Consider the following 19,204-nt stretch of genomic DNA (forward strand, 5'->3'; position numbering starts at 1 on the left):
ACAGCTCAAGGGCGGCATGCTCCGCGCGTGTTCACCATCGTTCAGCCGAGCGTTGGTGAACAACGGTGAACAGCTAACTCACGCCTTCGACTGCGGTACGTCGCAGTCGGAGCAGCTCGTTCACGTCTAGGCGGAGGGCTCGTGCTAGCGCGACCACAGTGTCGGCGGAAGGCGGTGGCGCGCTGCTGCTGAGCGCCTGGCTCACGGTCGTCCTGCCGAGAGATGCGCGCGCTGCCAACTGCACTCGAGACAAGCCGAGGGTGCTACGGCTGACCTCCAGCCGGTTCCTGAGTTCGGCCAATGCTCGGAGGGCTAGTTCGTCATCGTGCTCAGTCTGGGGAGGCTGCGGTGCCCCGTCATTGCTCATTGCGGGCACGGCTGGGGGCGGGCTGAACGGCTGCTGGATGGGCGCTGACTGGGCCAGCCGACGAGCGAGCGCGTCATCTGCGTTGTCGCGGTAGCGCAACCACTTGGTCAGTGATGCCTCTCCGTCTTCGTCCCAAGCTGCCGCCATGGCGCAGATGGTGTCTGTCGAGGGAAGCCGGGTGCCGCTTAGCGCAGCGTAAATCGATGTCTCGCTCGTCATCCAGCGATCCCCGGCAGCGATGTTGGTGATGCTGATCTTCTGTGCTGCCTTCGTTGAGCCCGCACGAACGATGGCCGAGTGCTGGAGAGCTCGTAGGCGTAGAGCCAGTTGGCCAAGTGGATGGTTGGGGTCGAGTGGGCGACGCCTGTTCGGCACATCCCCTCCTGTGGTGACCGGCCTCGGGAACTCCCGGCAACTCCCGCGAACTCCCGCCAGGCTGCGTCTGCATGCTTATGACACCAGAAATCTGAACAGGCTGACCGCTAAGTGCTGCTATTGAGATGGCCCGTCGGCGGGCGTCCAACCAGGCCGACGGGCCACTCAAGGACCGCCACTCCGGAAAGGGGACCCTCAATGGGTAACGTTACGCGTTCGCGAAAGAGCAAGAACCGCAAGAGCCGCCTCCTCTGCGCAGCCGTGGGAGGTGTGTGCGCGGGTGCCGTGCGTGCGCTGACCGCCTGGCTCATCAACTCTTGGGCGCACTAGTGCACTAGTAGCGGAGCCGCCAAAGGCCGGTTGGCGGCTGGCTCTACCAAGATGAACGCGCCGACGGATCACGGGGCTGCTCTTCTTCGTGCCTGAGGGCCCAGGACAACACCGCCGGGCCCTCTCTGGGCCCTCCGAGGTCGACCGACGACGACCAACAACGACCAACAACGACGCCTCAGCCGCAGGACAGTTGAGGTGCGCGCCCCGCTCACCAGGGGCAAAAAAACGGGCCCCCCAGACCCAGGGCAAGAAGAAGTAAGCGCCCACGCGTAAGCCCCCTACCTGCGGTTTCTCCGCTGGGAGGGGGCTTTTCTCTCGCCCTGGGCCGTCTCTGGGCTGTCAGGGCGATGGAGCCGTGCGCTCTGCGGGCTCCGGCTCCTGTCTCCACTCCGCTCTGGCGCCGGCGCTCTGGAGCACAGCGACAGCGGACTGGGCCCTGTACGCAGACAGCCCCTTTTGGAGGGTGACAGGCGCTTGGCGCGCCAGTTCTCTGCGGGTGGGGGGGCTTGTCGCTGTGCTTGGGGGCGGTATGGCCGACGGGCGGAGCCGACTGCCCCCCGTCAGGCGGTGTGCTGATAGGCCGGATAGGTGAGGTAGCCGGCGTCGCCGCCCTGGTAGTACGTGGTCTCGTCGACGGGTGCGATCGGCAGGCCGACGCGGAGGCGTTCGACGAGGTCGGGGTTGGCCAGGAAGCCGCGGCCGAAGCTGATCAGGTCGGCGCCCAGGCTCAGCCAGTGGTCGGCTTCCTCGCGCCCGGCCTGCTTGGGGCCCATCGGGAAGACCGGATTGACGATCAGGGTCCCGGACCAGGCGCGGCGCAGACCCAGGAGCACCTCGTCGTCCGTGGTCGCCTCCAGGTGGATGTAGGCGAGTCCGAGACGGGACAGCTCTGTCAGCAAAGCGGTGTTGAGGGCGAGTGCGTCGGTCTCCTCGACGCCCCAGAAGCCACCCCCCGGGGAGAGGCGGATGCCCGTCCTGGCCGCCCCGATCGCGTCCGCCGTCGCGGCCACGGCCTCCACGGCGAACCGGATCCGGCCCGCGATCGTGCCGCCGTAGCGGTCGGTGCGCCGGTTGGCGTTGGAGGAGAGGAACTGGGAGATCAAGTAGCCGTTGGCGCCGTGGAGTTCGACTCCGTCGAAGCCCGCGTCGATCGCGCGTCGAGCCGCCTCGGCGTACGCGTGCACGTGCTCGGGCACCTCGGCGGTGTCCAGTGCGCGGGGCACGGGTGCGGGCTGCGGGCCGCTCGGGGTGAAGACGTCGCCCACCGCGCCGATCGCAGAGGGACCGACGGGCTGGTGGCCGGTCGTGTCGGGGTGCGAGACCCGGCCGCCGTGCATGATCTGGGCGAAGATCCGTCCGCCGTTGGTGTGCACGGCGTCGGTCACGGCACGCCACGAGGCGGCCTGTTCGTCGGTGTGCAGTCCGGGCGTGCCGGGGTTGGACTGTCCGACGAGGCTGGGCTGCACGCCCTCGGACACGATCAGTCCGGCCGTCGCGCGCTGCGCGTAGTACGTCGCCATGGACGGTGTGGCAAGGCCACCGGCCGCTGCCCTGACACGGGTCATCGGGGCCATCACCATCCGGTTGGGCAGGTGCAGGTCACCGACTCGGTAGCTGCTGAACAACGTCGTCATGCCGGACTCCTCCTTCGTACGTACTTCGCGTGCCCGGGTGCCGGGCACGGCGCTACGCTAAAACCTGACATTGACGTCAGAGGCAAGTGACGTGACGTGGTTCACCCGGGGAGGCAGTCGTGCGGATCGGCGAGCTGGCGGCGCGTACCGACGTCAGCGTCCGGTCGCTGCGCTACTACGAGGAGCAGGGGCTGCTGACCAGCAGCCGCAGCACCAGTGGGCAGCGGCATTACACGGAGGCCGAGGTGGAGCGGGTGCGATTCATTCAGCGCCTGTATGCGGCGGGCCTGTCCAGCCGCACCATTTCCGAGCTGCTGCCCTGCGTCGAGATGCCCAGCGAGGGCAACTCCGACGCCGCTCTCGAGCGGATGGCACAGGAGCGTCACCGGCTCTCCGAGTACATCGACGAGCTGGTGCGGACCCGGGACGCATTGGACGGCGTGATGGCCAGGGCCCGGGCCTATCGCGAGAGCCTGCGCACTCCGGCCCGCGAGGGTCGGTCCAGCCGCGGCGGAGCCGACGACGGCTCGACCATCCCCCAGGCCTGATCAGCCACGTCACCTGGCCACGTCACCTCTTGGCTGAACGCGATCGGGCTCCGGTTCGGGATCATCACCCGACGAGATCCTCGCCGGGGTCCGACTCGTCCGGGCCGGCGTGAAGGAACTCCTCGACAACAACTGGCGCGGTCGACCGCTGCTCCGATTAGCGGATGGGAGTGCCCGGCAGCCGGGTGAACGTCCGTGTCCAACAGATCGGCTGCCTGTTGGGCTGGTCAGTCGTCCGGGCGGGCTGGGTGCTCCTCCCGCCGGGACGGCAGCCCCGGGCGTTGCCCGAGACGAACCCTCGCCCTCTCGAACTCAAAGAAAGCGAGCCATGATCGTCATGAAGAAAATGCTTGCGGTTGCCGCCGCTGCCTGTGCCGTCGTCCTGGGCGGAGCGGGCCTCGCGGCCGCCGACGCCGGTGCCCAGGGCGCCGCGGACAAGTCCCCCGGCGTGATCTCCGGCAACGTGGTTCAGGCACCGATCCACGTCCCGGTCGAACTGTGCGGGGACACCGTCGACGGCATCGCCGCACTGAACCCGGCCTTCGGCACCACCTGCGTCGACGGCTGATCCGACCGGACAGGCCGAACGGGGCCCAGTGGGCCTTCGCGTGTCCGAGTGAGCGTGGGCGGCCGGCATTCCCTTCCCGGCCGCCCACACCTACTGGACCGGGCGGGGCCGTGCGGGTTCCGCCGCGCGGGGTTGAACCCGCCTTCTCCACGCCAACGCCGGGTCGGGCCGGATGCCCGGCGGCTCACGTGATGAACCGGGAACAAGAACAAGGTCACCGGGTGAGCGTGGCCGGCACCGCGGCGCCGAGGAAGAGCACGCCTCCGGTCAACAGGCCGACGATCCGGGACAGGCGGTGCCTCCGGGTGAACGCCCTTGCGCTCTCCGGCTGTTCGGGCAGATGGACGACCGGCACCTGTGCTCCCAGGTCCAGCCCCAGCCCCGCCCCTGTCGCCGCGGGCCGGAACCTGACGGGTCGGCCCTGCCGGTCGGTGAACTCGATCAGCCGCCGCTCGCGCGGCCGGCCGGTCGTGACCATGCGCGCCGCCCCCGGGGTGTCCGTACCAGGGCACGTGGGCGTCGGCCCGTGACAGCCGTCACATCCGGTCGTGTCACATCGCGGCGGTTGCGTGCGTCAGAGGTGTGAAGTCACCATCGACCGCACAGGAGCAGATCATGGAAGCGCGTCTGAACATCGTCGACAACCCGCTCGCCGGGCGGGCGGTCAAGCACCTGAACGCGGTGGGCCGGGTGGTCGCCGAGTCCGGGCTGCCCGCCGCCACGCAGGAGCTGGTGAAGATCCGGGCCAGCCAGATCAACGGGTGCGGATTCTGCACGGACATGCACACCAAGGACGCGGCCGCGGCCGGTGAGACCGCGCAGCGGCTGCACCTGGTCGCGGCCTGGCGGGAGGCCAAGGTGTTCACCGAGGCCGAGCGGGCCGCCCTGGAACTGGTGGAGGAGGGGACCCGGATCGCCGACGCGGCCGGCGGCGTCCCGGACGACGTGTGGGCCGCCGCCGCCAAGCACTACGACGACGACCAGCTGGTCGGCCTGATGACGCTGATCGCCCTGATCAACGCGTACAACCGGATGAACGTCATCGTCCGGATGCCCGCCGGCGACTACCAGCCGGGCATGTTCCAGCACTGACCCGGGCGTGCCGGGGGTGTCGCCGGCCTCACGGATGCATCCGCGCCCCCTTGAGCACCTTGTCCACCCCGTTACGCGGGCCGTACACCGCCAGCCCCACCAGGTCCAGCCCGGCCGTCGGCACGGCGCGTACCGCCGCGCGGTTGTCGCGGTCGTTGCCCGTCATGAACAGGTCCGCGGTGAACAGCGCGCGGGGCAGGGCGCGGCTGAGCGCCCTGGTGTGGGCCGCCTTCAGGGTCTCCTTCGTGCCCTCGAAGACCAGGACCGGCTGGCGGAACATGGGCAGGTACGCCACGCCGTCCGCGTCCTCGTACGGGTCGCCGATCACCTCGGGAAGCCGGCTGCCCAACCCGCTGACCAGGAACGCCGTCACATTGAGGCGCTGCCAGGGCTCCAGGTCCTCGCGGAGCAGTACCGCGATCTTGGTGTCGAAGCGGATCGGCTCGGGGTTCGTCATCGGCTCGGTGTTCATGTACTGAGACTGCCGACCGGCCCGCGGTCCGGTCTTGTACGTTCTTTGCGTGGCCGCAGCCCAGCCGGAAGTCTCCGCCTGGCGTCCGTCCGTCCCGGGCGTCGTGGAAGTCTTCCATGCCCACTTCACCGAGTACGCCTATCCGATGCACGTCCACGACGTGTGGACGCTGCTCGTCGTGGACGACGGGGCCGTGCGCTACGACCTGGAGCGGCACGAGCACGGCACCCCGCTGGGTACCGTCTCGCTGCTGCCGCCGCACGTCCCGCACAACGGCTCCCCCGCCACCCCGCACGGATTTCGCAAGCGGGTCGTGTACCTCGACACCAGCCGGCTCGGCACCGACCTCATCGGTCCGGCCGTCGACGGGCCCGACCTGGTCGATCCCCTGCTGCGTCGGCGCGTCGGACAGCTGCACTCCGCGCTCGCCCGGCCCGGTGACGAGCTGGAGGCGGAGAGCCGGCTGACCCTGGTCGGGGAGCGGCTGCGGGATCATCTGCGGGGCCGGGACGCGCCCGCGCACCGCCCCGATCCCGTCCTCGCCGGGCGGCTGCGCGAGCTGCTCGACGCGCGCGTCGAGGACGGGGTCGCACTGCAGGAGGCGGCGCGGCTGCTGCACGCCCATCCCGCCCATCTGGTGCGGGCGTTCAGCGGCGCGTACGGCATCGCCCCGCATCAGTACCTCGTGTCCCGGCGGGTCGGGCGGGCCCGGCGGCTGCTGCTGGACGGGCGGGCTCCGGGTGAGGTGGCGGTCGCCACCGGGTTCTGCGACCAGGCCCATCTCACCCGGCACTTCAAGAAGCTGGTCGGGGTCACTCCCGGCCGCTACCGGCTCAGCGCGCGCTGAGCGTCGTGGAGGTTGCGCGGGCGTACGACGTCGGTGGTGCCGTACAGCTCCAGGCGGGAGTGCAGGTCGCCGGTGAAGTCGGGGACGTCGATCTGGTCGAACTCGGTCACCGTGTTGAGGCCGACCGTCGCCGAGTACGGGGCCAGGCCGTCGATCTTCATCAGGCCCGCGCGGCCGTTGGTGACCCGGATGTTCCAGTGCGTGAAGCGGGCGCCCAAGAGCGGGCCCGCGTTGGCGTCCCCGCCGTGGCGGCCGTTGTTGTTCACCGTGATGTCGGTGCGGACGTTGGCGAAGGGAAGGCCGCGGTGGCTGTCGAAGGTGCCCATCTCCATCTCGCCGCGTGACCAGACGTTGTGCGAGGACAGGCCCTCGACGTTGATGCCGTGCAGCTGGGTGCCGGGCGGGGCCGGGACCGTGCGCTGCTCGATGGTGAAGTCCTCGATCAGGTTGTCGTGCGAGCCCTCGCGGCAGAAGTACGGGTGGTGCGAGCCGCGGCCGCCGACGCGGGTGCGGCGCAGGGTGCAGGCGGAGGCCGCGACCAGGCCGAAGCCGTTGTCGACGTTGCGGACCGTCACGTCGTCCACCCAGCAGTCGTAGGCGCACTGCAGGACGACTCCGTTGTAGCCCTTGTCGAGGAGGTGGGGCGACATCGGCGTCTCCATCACGTCCAGCGTGAGGCCCTCGACGGCCGAGCCGGTCAGCTCCGGTACGTGGGTGGTGAACTGCGGGTTCCACTCGGGGCGGAGGTCGAGCGGCAGGGGGCGTTCCAGCGTCACGCGGCGGCCGTCGACCCGGGCGACACGGACCGGCCATTCGTAGGGGACGTAGGACAGCAACTTGGTCTTGTCGTCCCAGAGGTACGAGGCCGGGCCGGGGCCGCCGCCCGCCATGTGCTGCAGGAGGGTGTGGGCGGAGTCGTCGGCCAGGCGGAGCAGGAGCAGCCGGCCCGGCCGCAGGCCCCGCGCGTCGGCGACCGTCACCGTCCATGAGCCCTGGCGGGCCGGCTCGACGGCGGTGAGGGTCGTCCACTCGTCGCGTGTGTTGCCGGTCCAGCCCTCGAAGGGCCACGCCCTGGCCTTGATGGCGGCGGTCAGGGAGTCCCAACGGGCCTGCGGGGCGAGCCAGACGAGCCCGCCGGCCCAGGACCAGGACGACTTGTCGCCGCCGTAGCGGGAACCGTAGGCGCCGATCAGTTCCGTGAGGTTCCTGGTCGCGTAGAGGGTCGTACGGCCGCTGCCGGCGCCGCGCAGGACGACGTTCGAGTCGCCGATGCGGATCAGGCCGTCGATGCGGAAGGTGCCGGGCGGAATGGTGACCGTGCCACCGCCGGCCCTTCCGGCGGCGGCGATGGCACGGTTGATCGCGGAAGCGCAGTCCGTGGTGCCGTCGGGTACGGCGCCGTAGTCGGTGACGTCGGCGACCGTGCGGGGGCAGGGGAAGCGGGACGCTCCGCCGTGGCAGCCTGCGCGGCCGATGTAGGGGATTTGCGGGTGGGTGACCGGGGTGCGGGTGAACTCCCGCCAGATCGACGGCACTTCCCCGCCCTCCGCACCCGCCTCGGCCCTGCCGGTCGCCGCGCCGACAGCCACCGCGGTGGCACCGGCGAGCACGCTTCGTCTGGTGATACGCCCGCTGTCCATATCCGACCGCCTCTTCATATACATGAACCGCGTTCAGGGATGCGATGGCCGCGAGCATGCCACTTCCGGGCCGTGCCGGGAAAGAGGTCGTACGGAAGAAAAGAAGTCAGTCCGCCGGACGGTCGATCAGGTGCTTGAACGCGTCCAGATTCCGCGTGGACTCGCCGCGCGACACGCGCCAGGCGTACTCCTTGCGGATGGAGGAGGCGAAGCCCAGCTCCAGGAGGGTGTTGAAGGCGCCGTCGGCCGCTTCCAGGACCTGGCCGAGGAGGCGGTCGATCTCGTCGGGGGTGACGCAGGCTAGGGACAGGCGGGCGGTGACGTAGATGTCGCCGAGCCGGTCCACGGCGTAACTCACGCCGTACAGCTTGAGGTTGCGCTCCAGGAGCCAGCGGTGGACGCCCGCCTCGTTCTCGTCGGGGTGCCGGACGACGAAGGCGTTCAGGGAGAGGGAGTGGCGGCCCACGACGAAGGAGACCGTCGTGGACAGCTTGCGGGTGCCGGGGAGCTTGGCCACGTAGGTACCCGGCTCGGGGCTCTCCCACTCCAGCTCGGCGTCCTTGAGGGCGCCCTCGAGGATCTGTCCCGCCTTCTGCGCATCACCCATGGTGGGAGCGTACGCGACGGCGGTGGGCCTGGATCGCGGCCGTGTAGGCCTCGGCGGTGGCGGTGGCGGCCCTGTCCCAGCCGAAGGACTGCGCGTGCCGGGCCGCGGCCCGGCCCATGGTGTCGGCGAGGGAGGGCTGGTCGGCGAAACGGCGCAGCACGCGCGCGTAGTCGGCGGGATCGTGACCGTGCACGAGGAAGCCGGTCTCGCCCTCGCGCACGGCCACCGGCAGCCCGCCGACCGAGGCCGCGAGCACCGGCGTACCGGCCGCCTGCGCCTCTATGGCGACCAGTCCGAAGGACTCGCTGTAGGACGGCATGACCAGCATGGACGCGGCCCGGAACCAGTCCGCGAGCTGCTCCTGGCCGACCGGCGGCCTGAACCGTACGACGTCCGCGACGCCGAGCCGCGCAGCGAGCTTCTGCAGCCCCTCCGGCTTGGCGAGCCCGCTGCCGCTGGGGCCGCCGACCACCGGGACGACGATGCGCGAGCGCAGCTGCGGGCACTCCTCCAGCAGGACGGCCACGGCGCGCAGCAGCACGTCCGGGGCCTTGAGCGGCTGTATGCGGCCGGCGAAGAGCGGGATCAGGGCGTCCTGCGGCAGGCCCAGGCGCAGGCGGGCGGCGGCGCGGCCGTCGGCGGGGCGGAAGCGGTCGAGATTCACACCGGGATGGACCACGGCCACCTTGGCGGGGTCGGCCGCGTAGTGCCGTACCAGCTCGTCGGCCTCCTCCGTGGTGTTGGCGACGAGCCGGTCGGCGGCGGAGACGATCTGGGTCTCGCCGATGACGCGGGCGGCGGGCTCGGGGGTGTCGCCGTCGGCCAGGTTGGCGTTCTTGACCTTGGCCATGGTGTGCATGGCGTGCACCAGGGGCACGCCCCAGCGCTGGGCGGCGAGCCAGCCGACGTGGCCGGAGAGCCAGTAGTGGGAGTGGACGAGGTCGTAGTGGCCGGGGCGGTGGCCGGCCCAGGCCTGCATCACACCGTGGGTGAAGGCGCACAGCTGGGCGGGCAGGTCTTCCTTGGCCAGGCCCTCGTAGGGACCCGCGTCCACGTGCCGGACGAGGACGCCGGGCGCCAGCTGGACGGTGGGCGCGAGGCCGCCGGAGGTGGCGCGGGTGAAGATCTCGACCTCGATGCCGTGCGCGGCGAGGCGCTGGGCCAGCTCCACGATGTAGACGTTCATGCCGCCGGCGTCGCCGGTGCCGGGCTGGTGGAGCGGTGAGGTGTGCACGGAGAGCATGGCGACCCGGCGGGGCCGGCGGTGCAGCCGGAGCCGGGAGGCGGCCGACGGGGAACGTCGCCCGAGCCTGCTGACGTACTGGCTCATGTGGCGTTCCTCCTCGCTGCGGGCATGCCGGGCGGAGGACTGACGACGCCCTCCCAGGGGTGCAACAGCGGGCGGGGGCGCCGCCATTTCCCGATCGGCCTCCTTTACTCAATCATGACCACAACTCGCTCAACCGTTCGGGTGCGCGTCCGTGCCGGCCTCCGCGACGCCGTCCGCCGCCCCGGGCCCAGCCAGACGCGGCGGCGGCGCGGCCCCACGCCGGCCACGAGCGGCGCCCCCTCGCCCACGGGCGGCGGCGCCCGCCTCGCCGAGACCGGCGCCTTGGGCACCACCCCGGTGGTCGCCGACGCGGCTGCCGCGCCGGTCGTCGCGGGCGGCGGCATCGTCCCCGCCCTGCGCCGCCGGGCGGCACATCGCTCGCACCGACCCCGCCGCCCGGGCCGCCCGGCCCCGCTCGGCCGGCCCGGCGCCTGCGGGGCCCCGCTTACCCTCGTAGGCATGACAGCCCGCGCAGCGCCCCTCCCCCACTCTCGGCATCGCCCGAGCGGGCGGACACCCGTCGTGGGAACGGTGACGCGCGGGACGACCAACCCCAACCGGCTGCGGCGCATGGACCGCTGGATCGCCGCCACGCACGGCGCCGAACTGCGCCGCGCCGAGGACCCGCTGGCCATCGACCTCGGCTACGGCGCCGCGCCGTGGACCGCCGTGGAACTGCTCGGCCGGCTGCGAACCGTCGCGCCTCACGCGCGCGTGGTCGGCATCGAGATCGAACCGGAGCGGGTCGCGGCGGCCAGGCCGTACGAGCGGGACGGGCTCGCCTTCCGGCACGGCGGGTTCGAGATCCCCGTCGCCGGGCGCCCGCTGCTCGTCCGGGCCGCCAACGTGCTGCGCCAGTACGACGAGGACCAGGTCGCCGCCGTGTGGGAGCGGCTGTGCGCGCGGCTCGCCCCGGCGGGCGCCCGCTCCCGCGGCGGACTGCTGGTCGAGGGCACGTGCGACGAGATCGGCCGACGGCACGTATGGGTGGCGCTCGGTCCGGAGGGGCCGCGGACCGTGACCTTCGCCACTCGGCTGGGCTCGCTGGAGCGCCCGTCGGACCTCGCCGAACGGCTGCCGAAGGCACTCATCCACCGCAATGTCCCCGGCGAGCCGGTGCACGCCTTCCTGCGCGACTTCGACCGCGCGTGGGCCGCCGCCGCGCCCTACGCCTCCTACGGCGCCCGGCAGCGCTGGCTGCGCGCGGTACGGGACCTGAGGGCCGACTGGCCGGTGTCGGACTCCCCCGCGCGCTGGCGGCAGGGTGAAGTGACGGTGGCATGGGGGGCGTTGGCGCCGCGCGGCTGACATCCGCACCCGGGGCGGCGAGGGAACGATCTCCGTGCGCCGTTCGTCACACCGGCGGGAGATCGACATACGGACGCGGCCAACGGGGGATTCCTTCCTGTGTCGCTTTCCGTGCCTCTGTCGTTTTACGCCGTGACATGGCACGATCCCCCAGGCACCGTAAGTTACTGACGGTAAATCAGTTGGGGGCTCGTGTGATGGGCTGGGGCAAGCGCGGCATCCTGACGGCCGCCGTGACCGTGGTCTGCGCGGTGACCGCGCTGGCGGCACCCGGAGCGGCCTTCGCCGTCCCGGCACCCACGCCGAGCATCTCCCCGACGCCGTCCCCCGCACCCGCGCCCAGCAAGGACCTCGAGAAGGTCCGCGAGAAGCTCGACCGGCTCTACCACGACGCGGCCGTGGCCACCGACGCCTACAACGCGGCCGAGGAGAAGACCAGGAAGCAGTCCGCCGAGATCGTCGCGCTGGCCAAGAGGATCGACGAGGGGCAGCAGAGGCTCGACGGGCTCAAGGACCGGGCGGGCGCGGCAGCCCGCGAGCAGTACCGCACCGGAGGCGTCCCGCCCACCGCCCAGTTCCTGCTCAGCAACGACCCGGGTCAGGTCCTGGACGGGGCCGGACTGGTGCTCCAGAGCCAGCGGGCGGCCGGCACGCTGATCGGCGAACTGGCAGGCATCCAGAAGGACTTGCAGGCGTACGCCGCCGACGCCGCCGAGCAGTGGAAGAAACTGGACACCGAGCGCAAGGCCAAGGCCGCCGCCAAGAAGAAGATCGAGCAGCAGATCGCCGCCGCCAAGAAGCTCGAGTCGGAGCTGGCGAAGAAGGACCAGGAGCGGCTTCGGCAGCTCGAGGACCAGGCCGCGCTGAAGGCGCAGACCGCCTGGCTGGACACGGGTGTCCTCAAGGAGATCAACTCCAAGGCCTCCGCGCAGGGCAAGAAGGCCGTCGCGTTCGCCACCGCCCAGCTCGGCAAGCCCTATGTATGGGGTGCCGAGGGCCCCGGCTCCTTCGACTGCTCGGGCCTGACCTCCCAGGCCTGGGAGGCGGCCGGCCACCCCATCCCGCGCACCTCGCAGGAGCAGTGGCAGCAGCTCAAGCACATCGACGTCAAGGACATGCGCCCCGGCGACCTCATCATCTACTTCACCGACGCCAGCCATGTCGCCATCTACATCGGCGACGGCGCGATCATCCAGGCCCCCCGCCCAGGCCGGAACGTGACGATCGCGGGCGCCGGTTCGATGCCGATCCTGGGCATCGTACGACCGGACGCGTAGGCCTCACGACGGGGGCGCGGGCCGCACGGATGAGGGGCGCCGGCCGCACGGCCGAGAGACGCGGGCCGCACGGCCTGGGGGCGCGGGCCGCACGGATGAGGGACGCGAGCCTCGCAGCCGGGGTGCGTTGGCCGTACGGCAGGGGCACGCGGGCCGCACAGCCGAGGTCCGCCGGCCTCACGGCAGGGGCACGCGGGCCGCACAGTCGCAACGCCCAAGCCTCACCACCTGGGTGCGTGAGCCTTACCGCCGCGGCACGCAAGCCACACCACCGCCCCACGCGGAGCCACACCACCGCCGCACGCAAGCCACACCACCACCCCACGCAGAGCCCCCCCCGCCCCCGTACAGCGCAAGCCGGGGCGGGCAGGGCCGTGCGGGGCGTCAAGCGCGGTCGTCCTTGGAGGGAACACGGCTTCGCGTGCCGCTCAGGGAGTCCTCGTGACCCACGCCATGTGACCCACCGCACGCCAACCACCGCCCAAACCCGGCAGGACGTGAGCTTCGTCATTCCGGACGGACTGTCGCCCTGTCCAACTGCGGTACGGAACGCGGCATATGACAGCGGCCTGCGCATGAGCGACGCGGCTCACACCATTCCATCGGGGCGGGCAATGCCGCTATGGTCACCCGTCGGTGGCCTCGAGGCCCTCGACGCCGCCGTGCCCTCGGGGGGAGGGAAGGAACCCACACGATGCCCGTACCCATACCGCGGCAGAGAGCGATCCCGGCCGTGGAGAGTGGTCAGGCGCAGGCCGCCTCCGCAGTCGGCGGCCCCCTCAAGGAAGAGGCCCACCGCGACGCCACGCCCACGAGCGGCACCGGCGCCACTCTCACCCTGTTGCTGATCGAGGACGATCCGACGGCCTCGCCGATCGTGCCCGAGCTGCTGGACTCGGCCGGCAAGCCGATCCGTGTGCGCACCGCCCGCAACCTCACCGAGGCCGAGCGGCTGCTCACCGACGACGTCCACTGCATCCTGCTCGACCTCGCGCTCCCGGCGCCGGGCGGCAGCGACGCCGACGACGAGCTGGCCGTGCTCAGGCATGTGCTCCGGCTCGCGCCCCGGCATGCCGTGCTCGCGCTGACCGCCTCCGCGGACGCCGAGCGCGGCGCCGAGGCCGTGCGCGTGGGCGCGCAGGACTACCTCTTCCGGGACGAACTCGACGGCCGGCTGCTCAGCCGCGCCATCCGGTACGCGGTGGAGCGGAAACGTTCCGACACCGCGGAGCGGCGGCTGGCCGAGGGCCGGCTGCGCGCGCAGGAGAACCGCCGCCTGGAGCGCGGCCTGCTGCCCACGCCCCTGCTGGACGGCTCCACGCTGCGTTTCGCCGCCCGCTACCGCCCCGGCCGCTCCCGGGCGCTGCTCGGCGGCGACTTCTACGACGCCGTCCGCACGCCAGACGGCACCGTGCACGCCATGATCGGTGACGTCTGCGGCCACGGCCCGGACGAGGCCGCGCTCGGCGTCGAGCTGCGCATCGCCTGGCGGGCGCTGACGCTGGCCGGACTGTGCGGGGACGAGCTGCTGAGCACGCTCCAGGAGGTGCTGGAGCACGAGCGCGCCGACGAGGAGATCTTCGCGACGCTGTGCACGGTCGACATCGCACCGGACGGCCGGCACGCGGGCCTGTGCCTGGCCGGCCACCCCGCCCCGCTGCTCGCCCGCCCCGGCCGGACCGCGCAGCTGCTGCCGTACGACAACAACGGCCCCGCGCTCGGCCTGCTGCCCGGCGCCCGCTGGCCGCGGATGCAGGTGGAGCTGGGCAGTGAGTGGAGCCTGATGCTCTACACCGACGGTCTGATCGAGGGCCGCGTCGGCGAGGGGCGCGAGCGGCTCGGGCAGGACGGGATGGTGTCGATGATCCGCCGCCAGCTGGCCGAGGGGCTGCGCGGGGAGCAGTTGCTGCGGGCCGCGGTCACCGAGGTCCGTGAACTCAACGGGGGCGAGTTGACCGACGACGTGGCGGTTGTACTGCTGGACCGGACGTCATGAGCGGTACCTCGCCGTAGGAGGTACCGCTCCGTCGCCGGCTGCTGGTCCGTCGTGGTGGCACGCACGGCTCCCGCCGCCCCGGGCGGGCCGGGGACGCGAGGTCAGCGGCCTCCGTTGTACGGCCCGTACGGACCGTCGCTGCTGCTTCCGCCCCGCCTCTTGCGGAAGCCCTTGCCACCCGAGACCTGCTGGAGGGCCGGGCGGACGTCCACGAAGAAGACGATCGTGGCCACCAGGCCCGCGAGCTGCAGGAACAGCATCGGCACAAACAGGTTCACCGCCACCGCGATGCCCAGGATGATCAGCCAGAAGCCCTTGTTCTGCTTGTCCGCGGCGCGGTAGGCGTCCTCGCGGAAGATCGCCGCCATCACGAACGCCACGATGGCGAACGCCAGCATGGCGGTGAAGATCAGCCACATCACTCCGCCGACTGCCGTCATCAGCACAGTACCCACCACCCGATTCGTGTCGTCCGTACAGCCACGGTACCCATACAACGGGCCGGACACCCCGAAGGTGCCCGGCCCGATATCGACTCGTCGCTCGCGCTCACTTCGCGGGCGGGGTGGTCTTCTTCGCGGTGGTGCTCTTGCGCGGGGCCGGGGCCTTCTTCGCAACCGGCTTCTTCTCGGCGGCGGGCTCGGCGGCGGCCTCGGCGGGCTTCGGCTCGTCCCTGACCTCGACCGGCTCGGTCCTGCCCTCGACGGTGATGGCCAGTTCCTCGAGGTCTTCGGCGGCCTCGCCGCGCCAGGTCTTCACGGCCTGCTCGCCGTGCTCGGCGACCTTCTCGTAGGTCTCACGGGCCTTGACGGCGTACTCGGCGGCGACGCCGACGCCGCGCAGGGCGAGGTCCTGGGCCTGCTCGCCGATCTTCTTCAGGTCCACGTCGAGGGTGCCGAGGAACTCGTTGACCTTGGTCTGGAGGGTCTCCTGCGCCTCCTTGGCGCGGGCGGCGGCCTTCTCCTGCACGGCCTTGGGGTCGGTGTTGCGCACGGCCTCGATGCGGGCCGGGGCCTCGGCGCGCAGCTGCTCCACCAGGGCGGGCACCTTCTTGGCCTGCTGGTAGGCGAGGTCGGCGGTGCCGGCGGCGAAGTAGAGCGGAGTCGGGTCGCTGAGGGTCTTGCGCAGGTCGTCGGTGATGGCCATGGTGATCTGGTCCTCCCGGATTCGCGTTCGGCTGAGGTTGGTGTGGTCCGCGGTGGAGCGGCCGGCGCCCTGGTCCGGTTATCCGGCCGTCCGCCGCGGACCGGCATCGATGTCGTCGGTGTCCGCGTCTGCGTCTGTTTCTGCTTCTGCTTCCGCTGCTGCCGCAGCCGTGCCGACGGTGTCGTGGTCCGTACGTCCCGTGCCGTCCCCGTTCGCGGCGGGCTCGCCGACCCCGAATCCGTTCTCCTTGCGGAAGGACTCGTAGATCTGGAGCAGCACCTGCTTCTGCCGCTCGTTGAGCGAGGGATCGGCGAGGATGACGGCGCGCGTCGCCCCCTCCCGGAGACGTTCCTCCCCGTCCCGCTCGGCGTCGAGGATGCCGGCGCGGACGTACAGCGTCTCGGCGGAGATGCGCAGCGCCTTGGCGACCTGCTGGAGCACCTCCGCGCTGGGCTTGCGCAGCCCGCGCTCGATCTGGCTCAGGTACGGATTGGACACCCCGGCGGCGTCGGCGAGTTGCCGCAGCGACAGCTGGGCGTTCCGCCGCTGCTCGCGCAGGTACTCACCGAGGTTGCCGACGTTCAGCGATGCCATGCCTCCACCTTGCCCCACCCCTGCTAACAATTGCAAGCAACTCGCTTGCAAAAGTGTGTCGGCGGCGGCCGGTCGCTCACCGGACCAGCTCGGACGGCTCGTCCAGGCGGGTCAGCTTGTGCGGGTTGCGTACGACGTACAGGCCGGTGATCCGGCCGTCAGCGACCGTGACGCCGATCGTGCCCGGTGCGCCGTCCAGGTCGATCCGTACGGCGGGGGCGCCGTTGAGCCACACGGGCCTCGGCTCGAAGTCGGCCCCCACCCGGTGCGCGCGTGCCAGGATCCGGGCCACCTCGTCGGCCCCGTGGAACGGCGCGAGCCCGGCGGCCACCACCCCGCCGCCGTCGGTGATCATGACCACGTCCGGCGCCATGACGTCCAGCAGCTCCTGCAGCCGCCCGGTGCGCAGCGCCCGCAGGAACCGCTCCACCACGGCCTGCTGTTCCGAGCGGCTCACCCGCATCCGGGGCCGCCGGGCCGCCACGTGCTCGCGGGCCCGGCGCGCGATCTGCCGGACCGTGGCCGCCGGTTTCCCGACGGCCTCGGCGATCTCGCCGTACGGCAGGTCGAAGACCTCGCGCAGCACGAACACCGCGCGCTCCGTCGGCGCCAGCGTCTCCAGCACGGTGAGCACCGCCATCGAGACGCTCTCCGCGAGTTCGACGTCCTCGGCGACATCGGGGCTGGTCAGCAGCGGTTCCGGCAGCCATTCGCCGACATACTCCTCGCGGCTGCGCGCCAGGGTGCGCAGCCGGTTGAGCGACTGCCGGGTGACGATACGGACGAGGTACGACCGCGGGTCACGGACCTCGGCCCGGTCGGCCCCGGCCCATCGCAGCCAGGACTCCTGGAGCACGTCCTCGGCGTCGGCCGCCGACCCGAGCATCTCGTAGGCGACGGTGAACAACAGGCCGCGGTGGGCGGTGAAGGGGTCCTCCCCGTTCATGAACACTCCTTCCTCGGTGAGCCTCGGTGCGAGTCCTCGCCCCTCACACCGTCGGCGCCAGCGGGATCTCGCAGGCGTCGGAGTAGCCCTGCGAGCGGATGCCGTGGGCCGTGTTGTTCCTGGTCGCCAGGTTGACGAAGGCGATGTACGCGGTGAGTTCGACCATCGCCGCCGGGCCGATCCGGTCGAGCAGACCCCCGTACAGCTCGTCCGTCACGGTGGTCGGCGTGTCCGTCATGGCCTCGGCGTACTCCAGCACGTCCCGCTCGAGCGGTGAGAACACCTCCGACTCCCGCCAGCGCGGCACCTGGCTCGCCCTGGCCAGGTCCAGGTTCTCGTTCTGCGCCTGGAAGTAGCCGACGTCGAGGCACCAGCTGCAGCCGACCTTCGCCGCCACGGCCATGTGCGCGAACGACTTCAGGCTCGCGTCGGCCGCGCTCCACCGGGCCAGCCTGGCCGAGAAGTCCAGGTTGGACTGGGCCACTTCGGGGTTGTGCCAGGTCACCTCGACGGGTTCGGGCACGGCGCCGAGCTGCTCGATCATCGTCTCGAGCAGCTCGACGGGCAGCTCTGCCTTCGCTATGCGTGGGGTCATGCCGGGTGTCCTCCTCGGACCTCGTGTGCGGTTGTCCGGCATGAAGACACCGGCCGGACCGAGAACGTGACACCCACCGCGCCGCGGTCAGTCGGCGACCAGATCCTCCGGGGCCGAGCGGGCGAGGTCGGCGAGGGTGGCGAGGGCCTGGGCGAGGACGTCCGGCGGCGGTGTGGCAAGGCCCACGCGGACGGCGGCCGGGGCGTGGCCGGCGCCCACGGTGAACGCGGCCGCGGGGACGACCCCGATGCCGTGCCGGGCCGCGGCGGCGACGAACGTGTCCGCACGCCAGGGGCGGGGCAGTTGCCACCAGCAGTGGTAGGAGAGGGCGTCGCCGCGCACCGCGAACCCGGTCAGGTGCCGGGCCGCGATCTCCTGCCGCAGCGCCGCCTCCCGCCGCTTGGCGGCCACCAGCTTGCGCACCGTACCGTCCTGCTGCCAGCGGTGCGCGGCCTCCAGGGCGAAGCGCATCGGGGCCCAGCCGCCCGAGCGCAGGGCGGCGGCGATCTCGCCGGTCAGGGCGGGCGGGGCGACCGCGAAGCCGAGGGTCAGGCCGGGGGCGATCCGCTTGGAGAGGCTGTCGATCAGGACGGTCCGCTCGGGGGCGCAGGCGGCGAGCGGCGGCAGTTCGTCGCGCAGGAACGCCCAGATCGCGTCCTCCACGGCCGGCAGCGCGAGCCGCGTCAGGACCTCGGCCAGCTCGGCGACCCGCTGCTCGGGCATCGACAGCGAGAGCGGGTTGTGCAGCCTCGGCTGGACGTAGACGGCGTGCAGCGGCGCGGCGGCGTGCGCCTCGACCACCGCCTGGGGCACCAGGCCGTCCCCGTCCATCGCCAGCGGGACGAGCGTGATGCCGAGCCGCGCGGCCACCGCCTTGATCACCGGGTACGTCAGCTCCTCGACGCCGAGGCGCCCGCCCGGCGGCACCAGCGCGGTGACGGCCGCAAAGAGGGCCTGCCGGCCGTTTCCCGCGAACAGGATCCGGGCGGGATCGGGGCGCCAGCCGCCGCGGGCGAGGATCCCGGCGGCGGACTCCTGGACGGCGGGCAGCCCGGCCGTACCGACCGGCCGCAGCGCAGGGCCGAGGGCTTCGGGGCGCAGCAGTTCACCCAGCCCCTCGGCGAGCAGCGCGCTCTGCCCGGGCGCCGCGGGGTAGTTCAGCTCCAGGTCGATCCGGCCGACGGCCGCCGGTTCCGTGAGCGCCGAGGCGGAGCCCACGGCCGCCGTGCGCACGAACGTGCCGCGTCCCACCTCGCCCACGGTCAGGCCGCGGCGGGCCAGTTCCCGGTACACGCGCGTGGCGGTGGAGTCGGCGATGCCGTGCTGCCGGGCGAACGCGCGCTGCGGGGGCAGCCGGTCGCCGGGCCGCAGGACGCCGGAGCGGATCTCCTCGGCCACCGTGTCGGCGACGCTCTGATAGTCCTTCACGGCACGCCATCCCACCACACGATTGCACCGAGTGCAATCTCCTGATTGCACTGAGCTATTGCCCTGCCCTACGCTCACCGCATTGCACCGGAAGTCAGCGG

At 71.8% G+C, this 19,204-nt stretch carries 20 protein-coding genes; 7 read left to right on the forward strand and 13 right to left on the reverse strand.

Going from position 1 to position 19,204, the window contains the following annotated elements; genetic code table 11:
* Window positions 1–73 precede the first annotated feature (73 nt).
* A complete protein-coding gene (locus GQF42_RS47290; RefSeq protein ID WP_325100339.1) occupies window positions 74–586 on the reverse strand; it encodes a helix-turn-helix domain-containing protein in 513 nt (170 codons plus the stop codon).
* A 1,049-nt stretch (window positions 587–1,635) separates the two neighbouring features.
* A complete protein-coding gene (locus tag GQF42_RS21270; protein WP_158922234.1) occupies window positions 1,636–2,709 on the reverse strand; it encodes an alkene reductase in 1,074 nt (357 codons plus the stop codon).
* Between the two features lie 119 nt (window positions 2,710–2,828).
* On the opposite strand from GQF42_RS21270, the gene GQF42_RS21275 reads away from it, so the two are divergent.
* Together GQF42_RS21275 and GQF42_RS21280 are read left to right on the forward strand one after the other, a co-directional pair.
* A complete protein-coding gene (locus GQF42_RS21275) occupies window positions 2,829–3,257 on the forward strand; it encodes a MerR family transcriptional regulator (RefSeq protein WP_158922236.1) in 429 nt (142 codons plus the stop codon).
* Between the two features lie 328 nt (window positions 3,258–3,585).
* Complete coding sequence (locus GQF42_RS21280) at window positions 3,586–3,825, forward strand: chaplin (RefSeq protein ID WP_158922238.1); 240 nt, start codon at window positions 3,586–3,588, stop codon at window positions 3,823–3,825.
* Window positions 3,826–4,039: 214 nt separating this feature from the next.
* Here the strand turns inward: GQF42_RS21280 and GQF42_RS21285 are convergent, their stop codons facing one another.
* Window positions 4,040–4,303: a DUF3592 domain-containing protein gene (locus tag GQF42_RS21285; protein WP_158922240.1), complete on the reverse strand. Its 264-nt coding sequence runs from the start codon at window positions 4,301–4,303 to the stop codon at window positions 4,040–4,042.
* A gap of 137 nt (window positions 4,304–4,440) precedes the next feature.
* Between GQF42_RS21285 and GQF42_RS21290 the strand changes: the two genes are divergently transcribed.
* A complete protein-coding gene (locus GQF42_RS21290; protein WP_158922242.1) occupies window positions 4,441–4,917 on the forward strand; it encodes a carboxymuconolactone decarboxylase family protein in 477 nt (158 codons plus the stop codon).
* 28 nt (window positions 4,918–4,945) lie between these two features.
* Here GQF42_RS21290 and GQF42_RS21295 read toward each other — a convergent pair whose 3' ends face one another.
* Window positions 4,946–5,389 carry a DUF2000 domain-containing protein gene (locus GQF42_RS21295; RefSeq protein WP_158922244.1) on the reverse strand — a complete coding sequence of 148 codons (444 nt, stop codon included), beginning with the start codon at window positions 5,387–5,389 and terminating at the stop codon, window positions 4,946–4,948.
* Between the two features lie 49 nt (window positions 5,390–5,438).
* Here GQF42_RS21295 and GQF42_RS21300 point away from each other — a divergent pair, with 49 nt between their 5' ends.
* Window positions 5,439–6,236 carry a helix-turn-helix domain-containing protein gene (locus GQF42_RS21300; protein WP_158922246.1) on the forward strand — a complete coding sequence of 266 codons (798 nt, stop codon included), beginning with the start codon at window positions 5,439–5,441 and terminating at the stop codon, window positions 6,234–6,236.
* Here the strand turns inward: GQF42_RS21300 and GQF42_RS21305 are convergent.
* The 3 genes from GQF42_RS21305 to mshA form a co-directional block, all read right to left on the reverse strand.
* Complete coding sequence (locus GQF42_RS21305) at window positions 6,215–7,876, reverse strand: glycosyl hydrolase family 28-related protein (protein ID WP_199272746.1); 1,662 nt, start codon at window positions 7,874–7,876, stop codon at window positions 6,215–6,217. The genes GQF42_RS21300 and GQF42_RS21305 overlap by 22 nt on opposite strands.
* A gap of 106 nt (window positions 7,877–7,982) precedes the next feature.
* Complete coding sequence (locus tag GQF42_RS21310) at window positions 7,983–8,483, reverse strand: type III secretion system chaperone family protein (RefSeq protein WP_158922250.1); 501 nt, start codon at window positions 8,481–8,483, stop codon at window positions 7,983–7,985.
* On the reverse strand, window positions 8,476–9,813 hold the full coding sequence (gene mshA / locus GQF42_RS21315; protein ID WP_158922252.1) for a D-inositol-3-phosphate glycosyltransferase: 1,338 nt from the start codon (window positions 9,811–9,813) through the stop codon (window positions 8,476–8,478). The genes GQF42_RS21310 and mshA overlap by 8 nt, the downstream gene beginning before the upstream one ends.
* 459 nt (window positions 9,814–10,272) lie before the next feature.
* Between mshA and GQF42_RS21320 the strand changes: the two genes are divergently transcribed.
* The 3 genes from GQF42_RS21320 (at window position 10,273) to GQF42_RS21330 (ending at window position 14,394) form a co-directional block, all read left to right on the forward strand.
* Window positions 10,273–11,121 carry a class I SAM-dependent methyltransferase gene (locus GQF42_RS21320; RefSeq protein WP_375994824.1) on the forward strand — a complete coding sequence of 283 codons (849 nt, stop codon included), beginning with the start codon at window positions 10,273–10,275 and terminating at the stop codon, window positions 11,119–11,121.
* A 197-nt stretch (window positions 11,122–11,318) separates the two neighbouring features.
* Window positions 11,319–12,398 (forward strand): C40 family peptidase, encoded by a 1,080-nt coding sequence (locus GQF42_RS21325; RefSeq protein WP_158930402.1) that lies wholly within the window; start codon window positions 11,319–11,321, stop codon window positions 12,396–12,398.
* A gap of 694 nt (window positions 12,399–13,092) precedes the next feature.
* Complete coding sequence (locus tag GQF42_RS21330; RefSeq protein WP_158922256.1) at window positions 13,093–14,394, forward strand: PP2C family protein-serine/threonine phosphatase; 1,302 nt, start codon at window positions 13,093–13,095, stop codon at window positions 14,392–14,394.
* A gap of 101 nt (window positions 14,395–14,495) precedes the next feature.
* On the opposite strand, the gene GQF42_RS21335 is transcribed toward GQF42_RS21330, so the two are convergent.
* The 6 genes from GQF42_RS21335 to GQF42_RS21360 all read right to left on the reverse strand — a co-directional run bounded on the left by GQF42_RS21335 (window position 14,496) and on the right by GQF42_RS21360 (window position 19,103).
* Window positions 14,496–14,834 carry a DUF2516 family protein gene (locus GQF42_RS21335; RefSeq protein WP_375994821.1) on the reverse strand — a complete coding sequence of 113 codons (339 nt, stop codon included), beginning with the start codon at window positions 14,832–14,834 and terminating at the stop codon, window positions 14,496–14,498.
* Between the two features lie 109 nt (window positions 14,835–14,943).
* The gene (locus GQF42_RS21340) at window positions 14,944–15,540 is read right to left on the reverse strand and encodes a hypothetical protein (protein ID WP_158922258.1); all 597 of its coding nucleotides are present in this window, start codon (window positions 15,538–15,540) and stop codon (window positions 14,944–14,946) included.
* 78 nt (window positions 15,541–15,618) lie between these two features.
* Complete coding sequence (locus GQF42_RS21345) at window positions 15,619–16,134, reverse strand: helix-turn-helix domain-containing protein (protein WP_158922260.1); 516 nt, start codon at window positions 16,132–16,134, stop codon at window positions 15,619–15,621.
* A gap of 76 nt (window positions 16,135–16,210) precedes the next feature.
* Window positions 16,211–17,080 carry an RNA polymerase sigma-70 factor gene (locus GQF42_RS21350; RefSeq protein ID WP_158922262.1) on the reverse strand — a complete coding sequence of 290 codons (870 nt, stop codon included), beginning with the start codon at window positions 17,078–17,080 and terminating at the stop codon, window positions 16,211–16,213.
* Window positions 17,081–17,123: 43 nt separating this feature from the next.
* Window positions 17,124–17,675 (reverse strand): carboxymuconolactone decarboxylase family protein, encoded by a 552-nt coding sequence (locus GQF42_RS21355; RefSeq protein ID WP_158922264.1) that lies wholly within the window; start codon window positions 17,673–17,675, stop codon window positions 17,124–17,126.
* Between the two features lie 87 nt (window positions 17,676–17,762).
* Window positions 17,763–19,103, reverse strand: a complete 1,341-nt coding sequence (locus GQF42_RS21360) for an aminotransferase-like domain-containing protein (RefSeq protein ID WP_158922265.1) — start codon at window positions 19,101–19,103, stop codon at window positions 17,763–17,765.
* Window positions 19,104–19,204 lie beyond the last annotated feature (101 nt).

Origin of the sequence: Streptomyces broussonetiae (genome assembly GCF_009796285.1) — a bacterium.
GTDB classification, from domain to species: Bacteria; Actinomycetota; Actinomycetes; order Streptomycetales; family Streptomycetaceae; genus Streptomyces; species Streptomyces broussonetiae.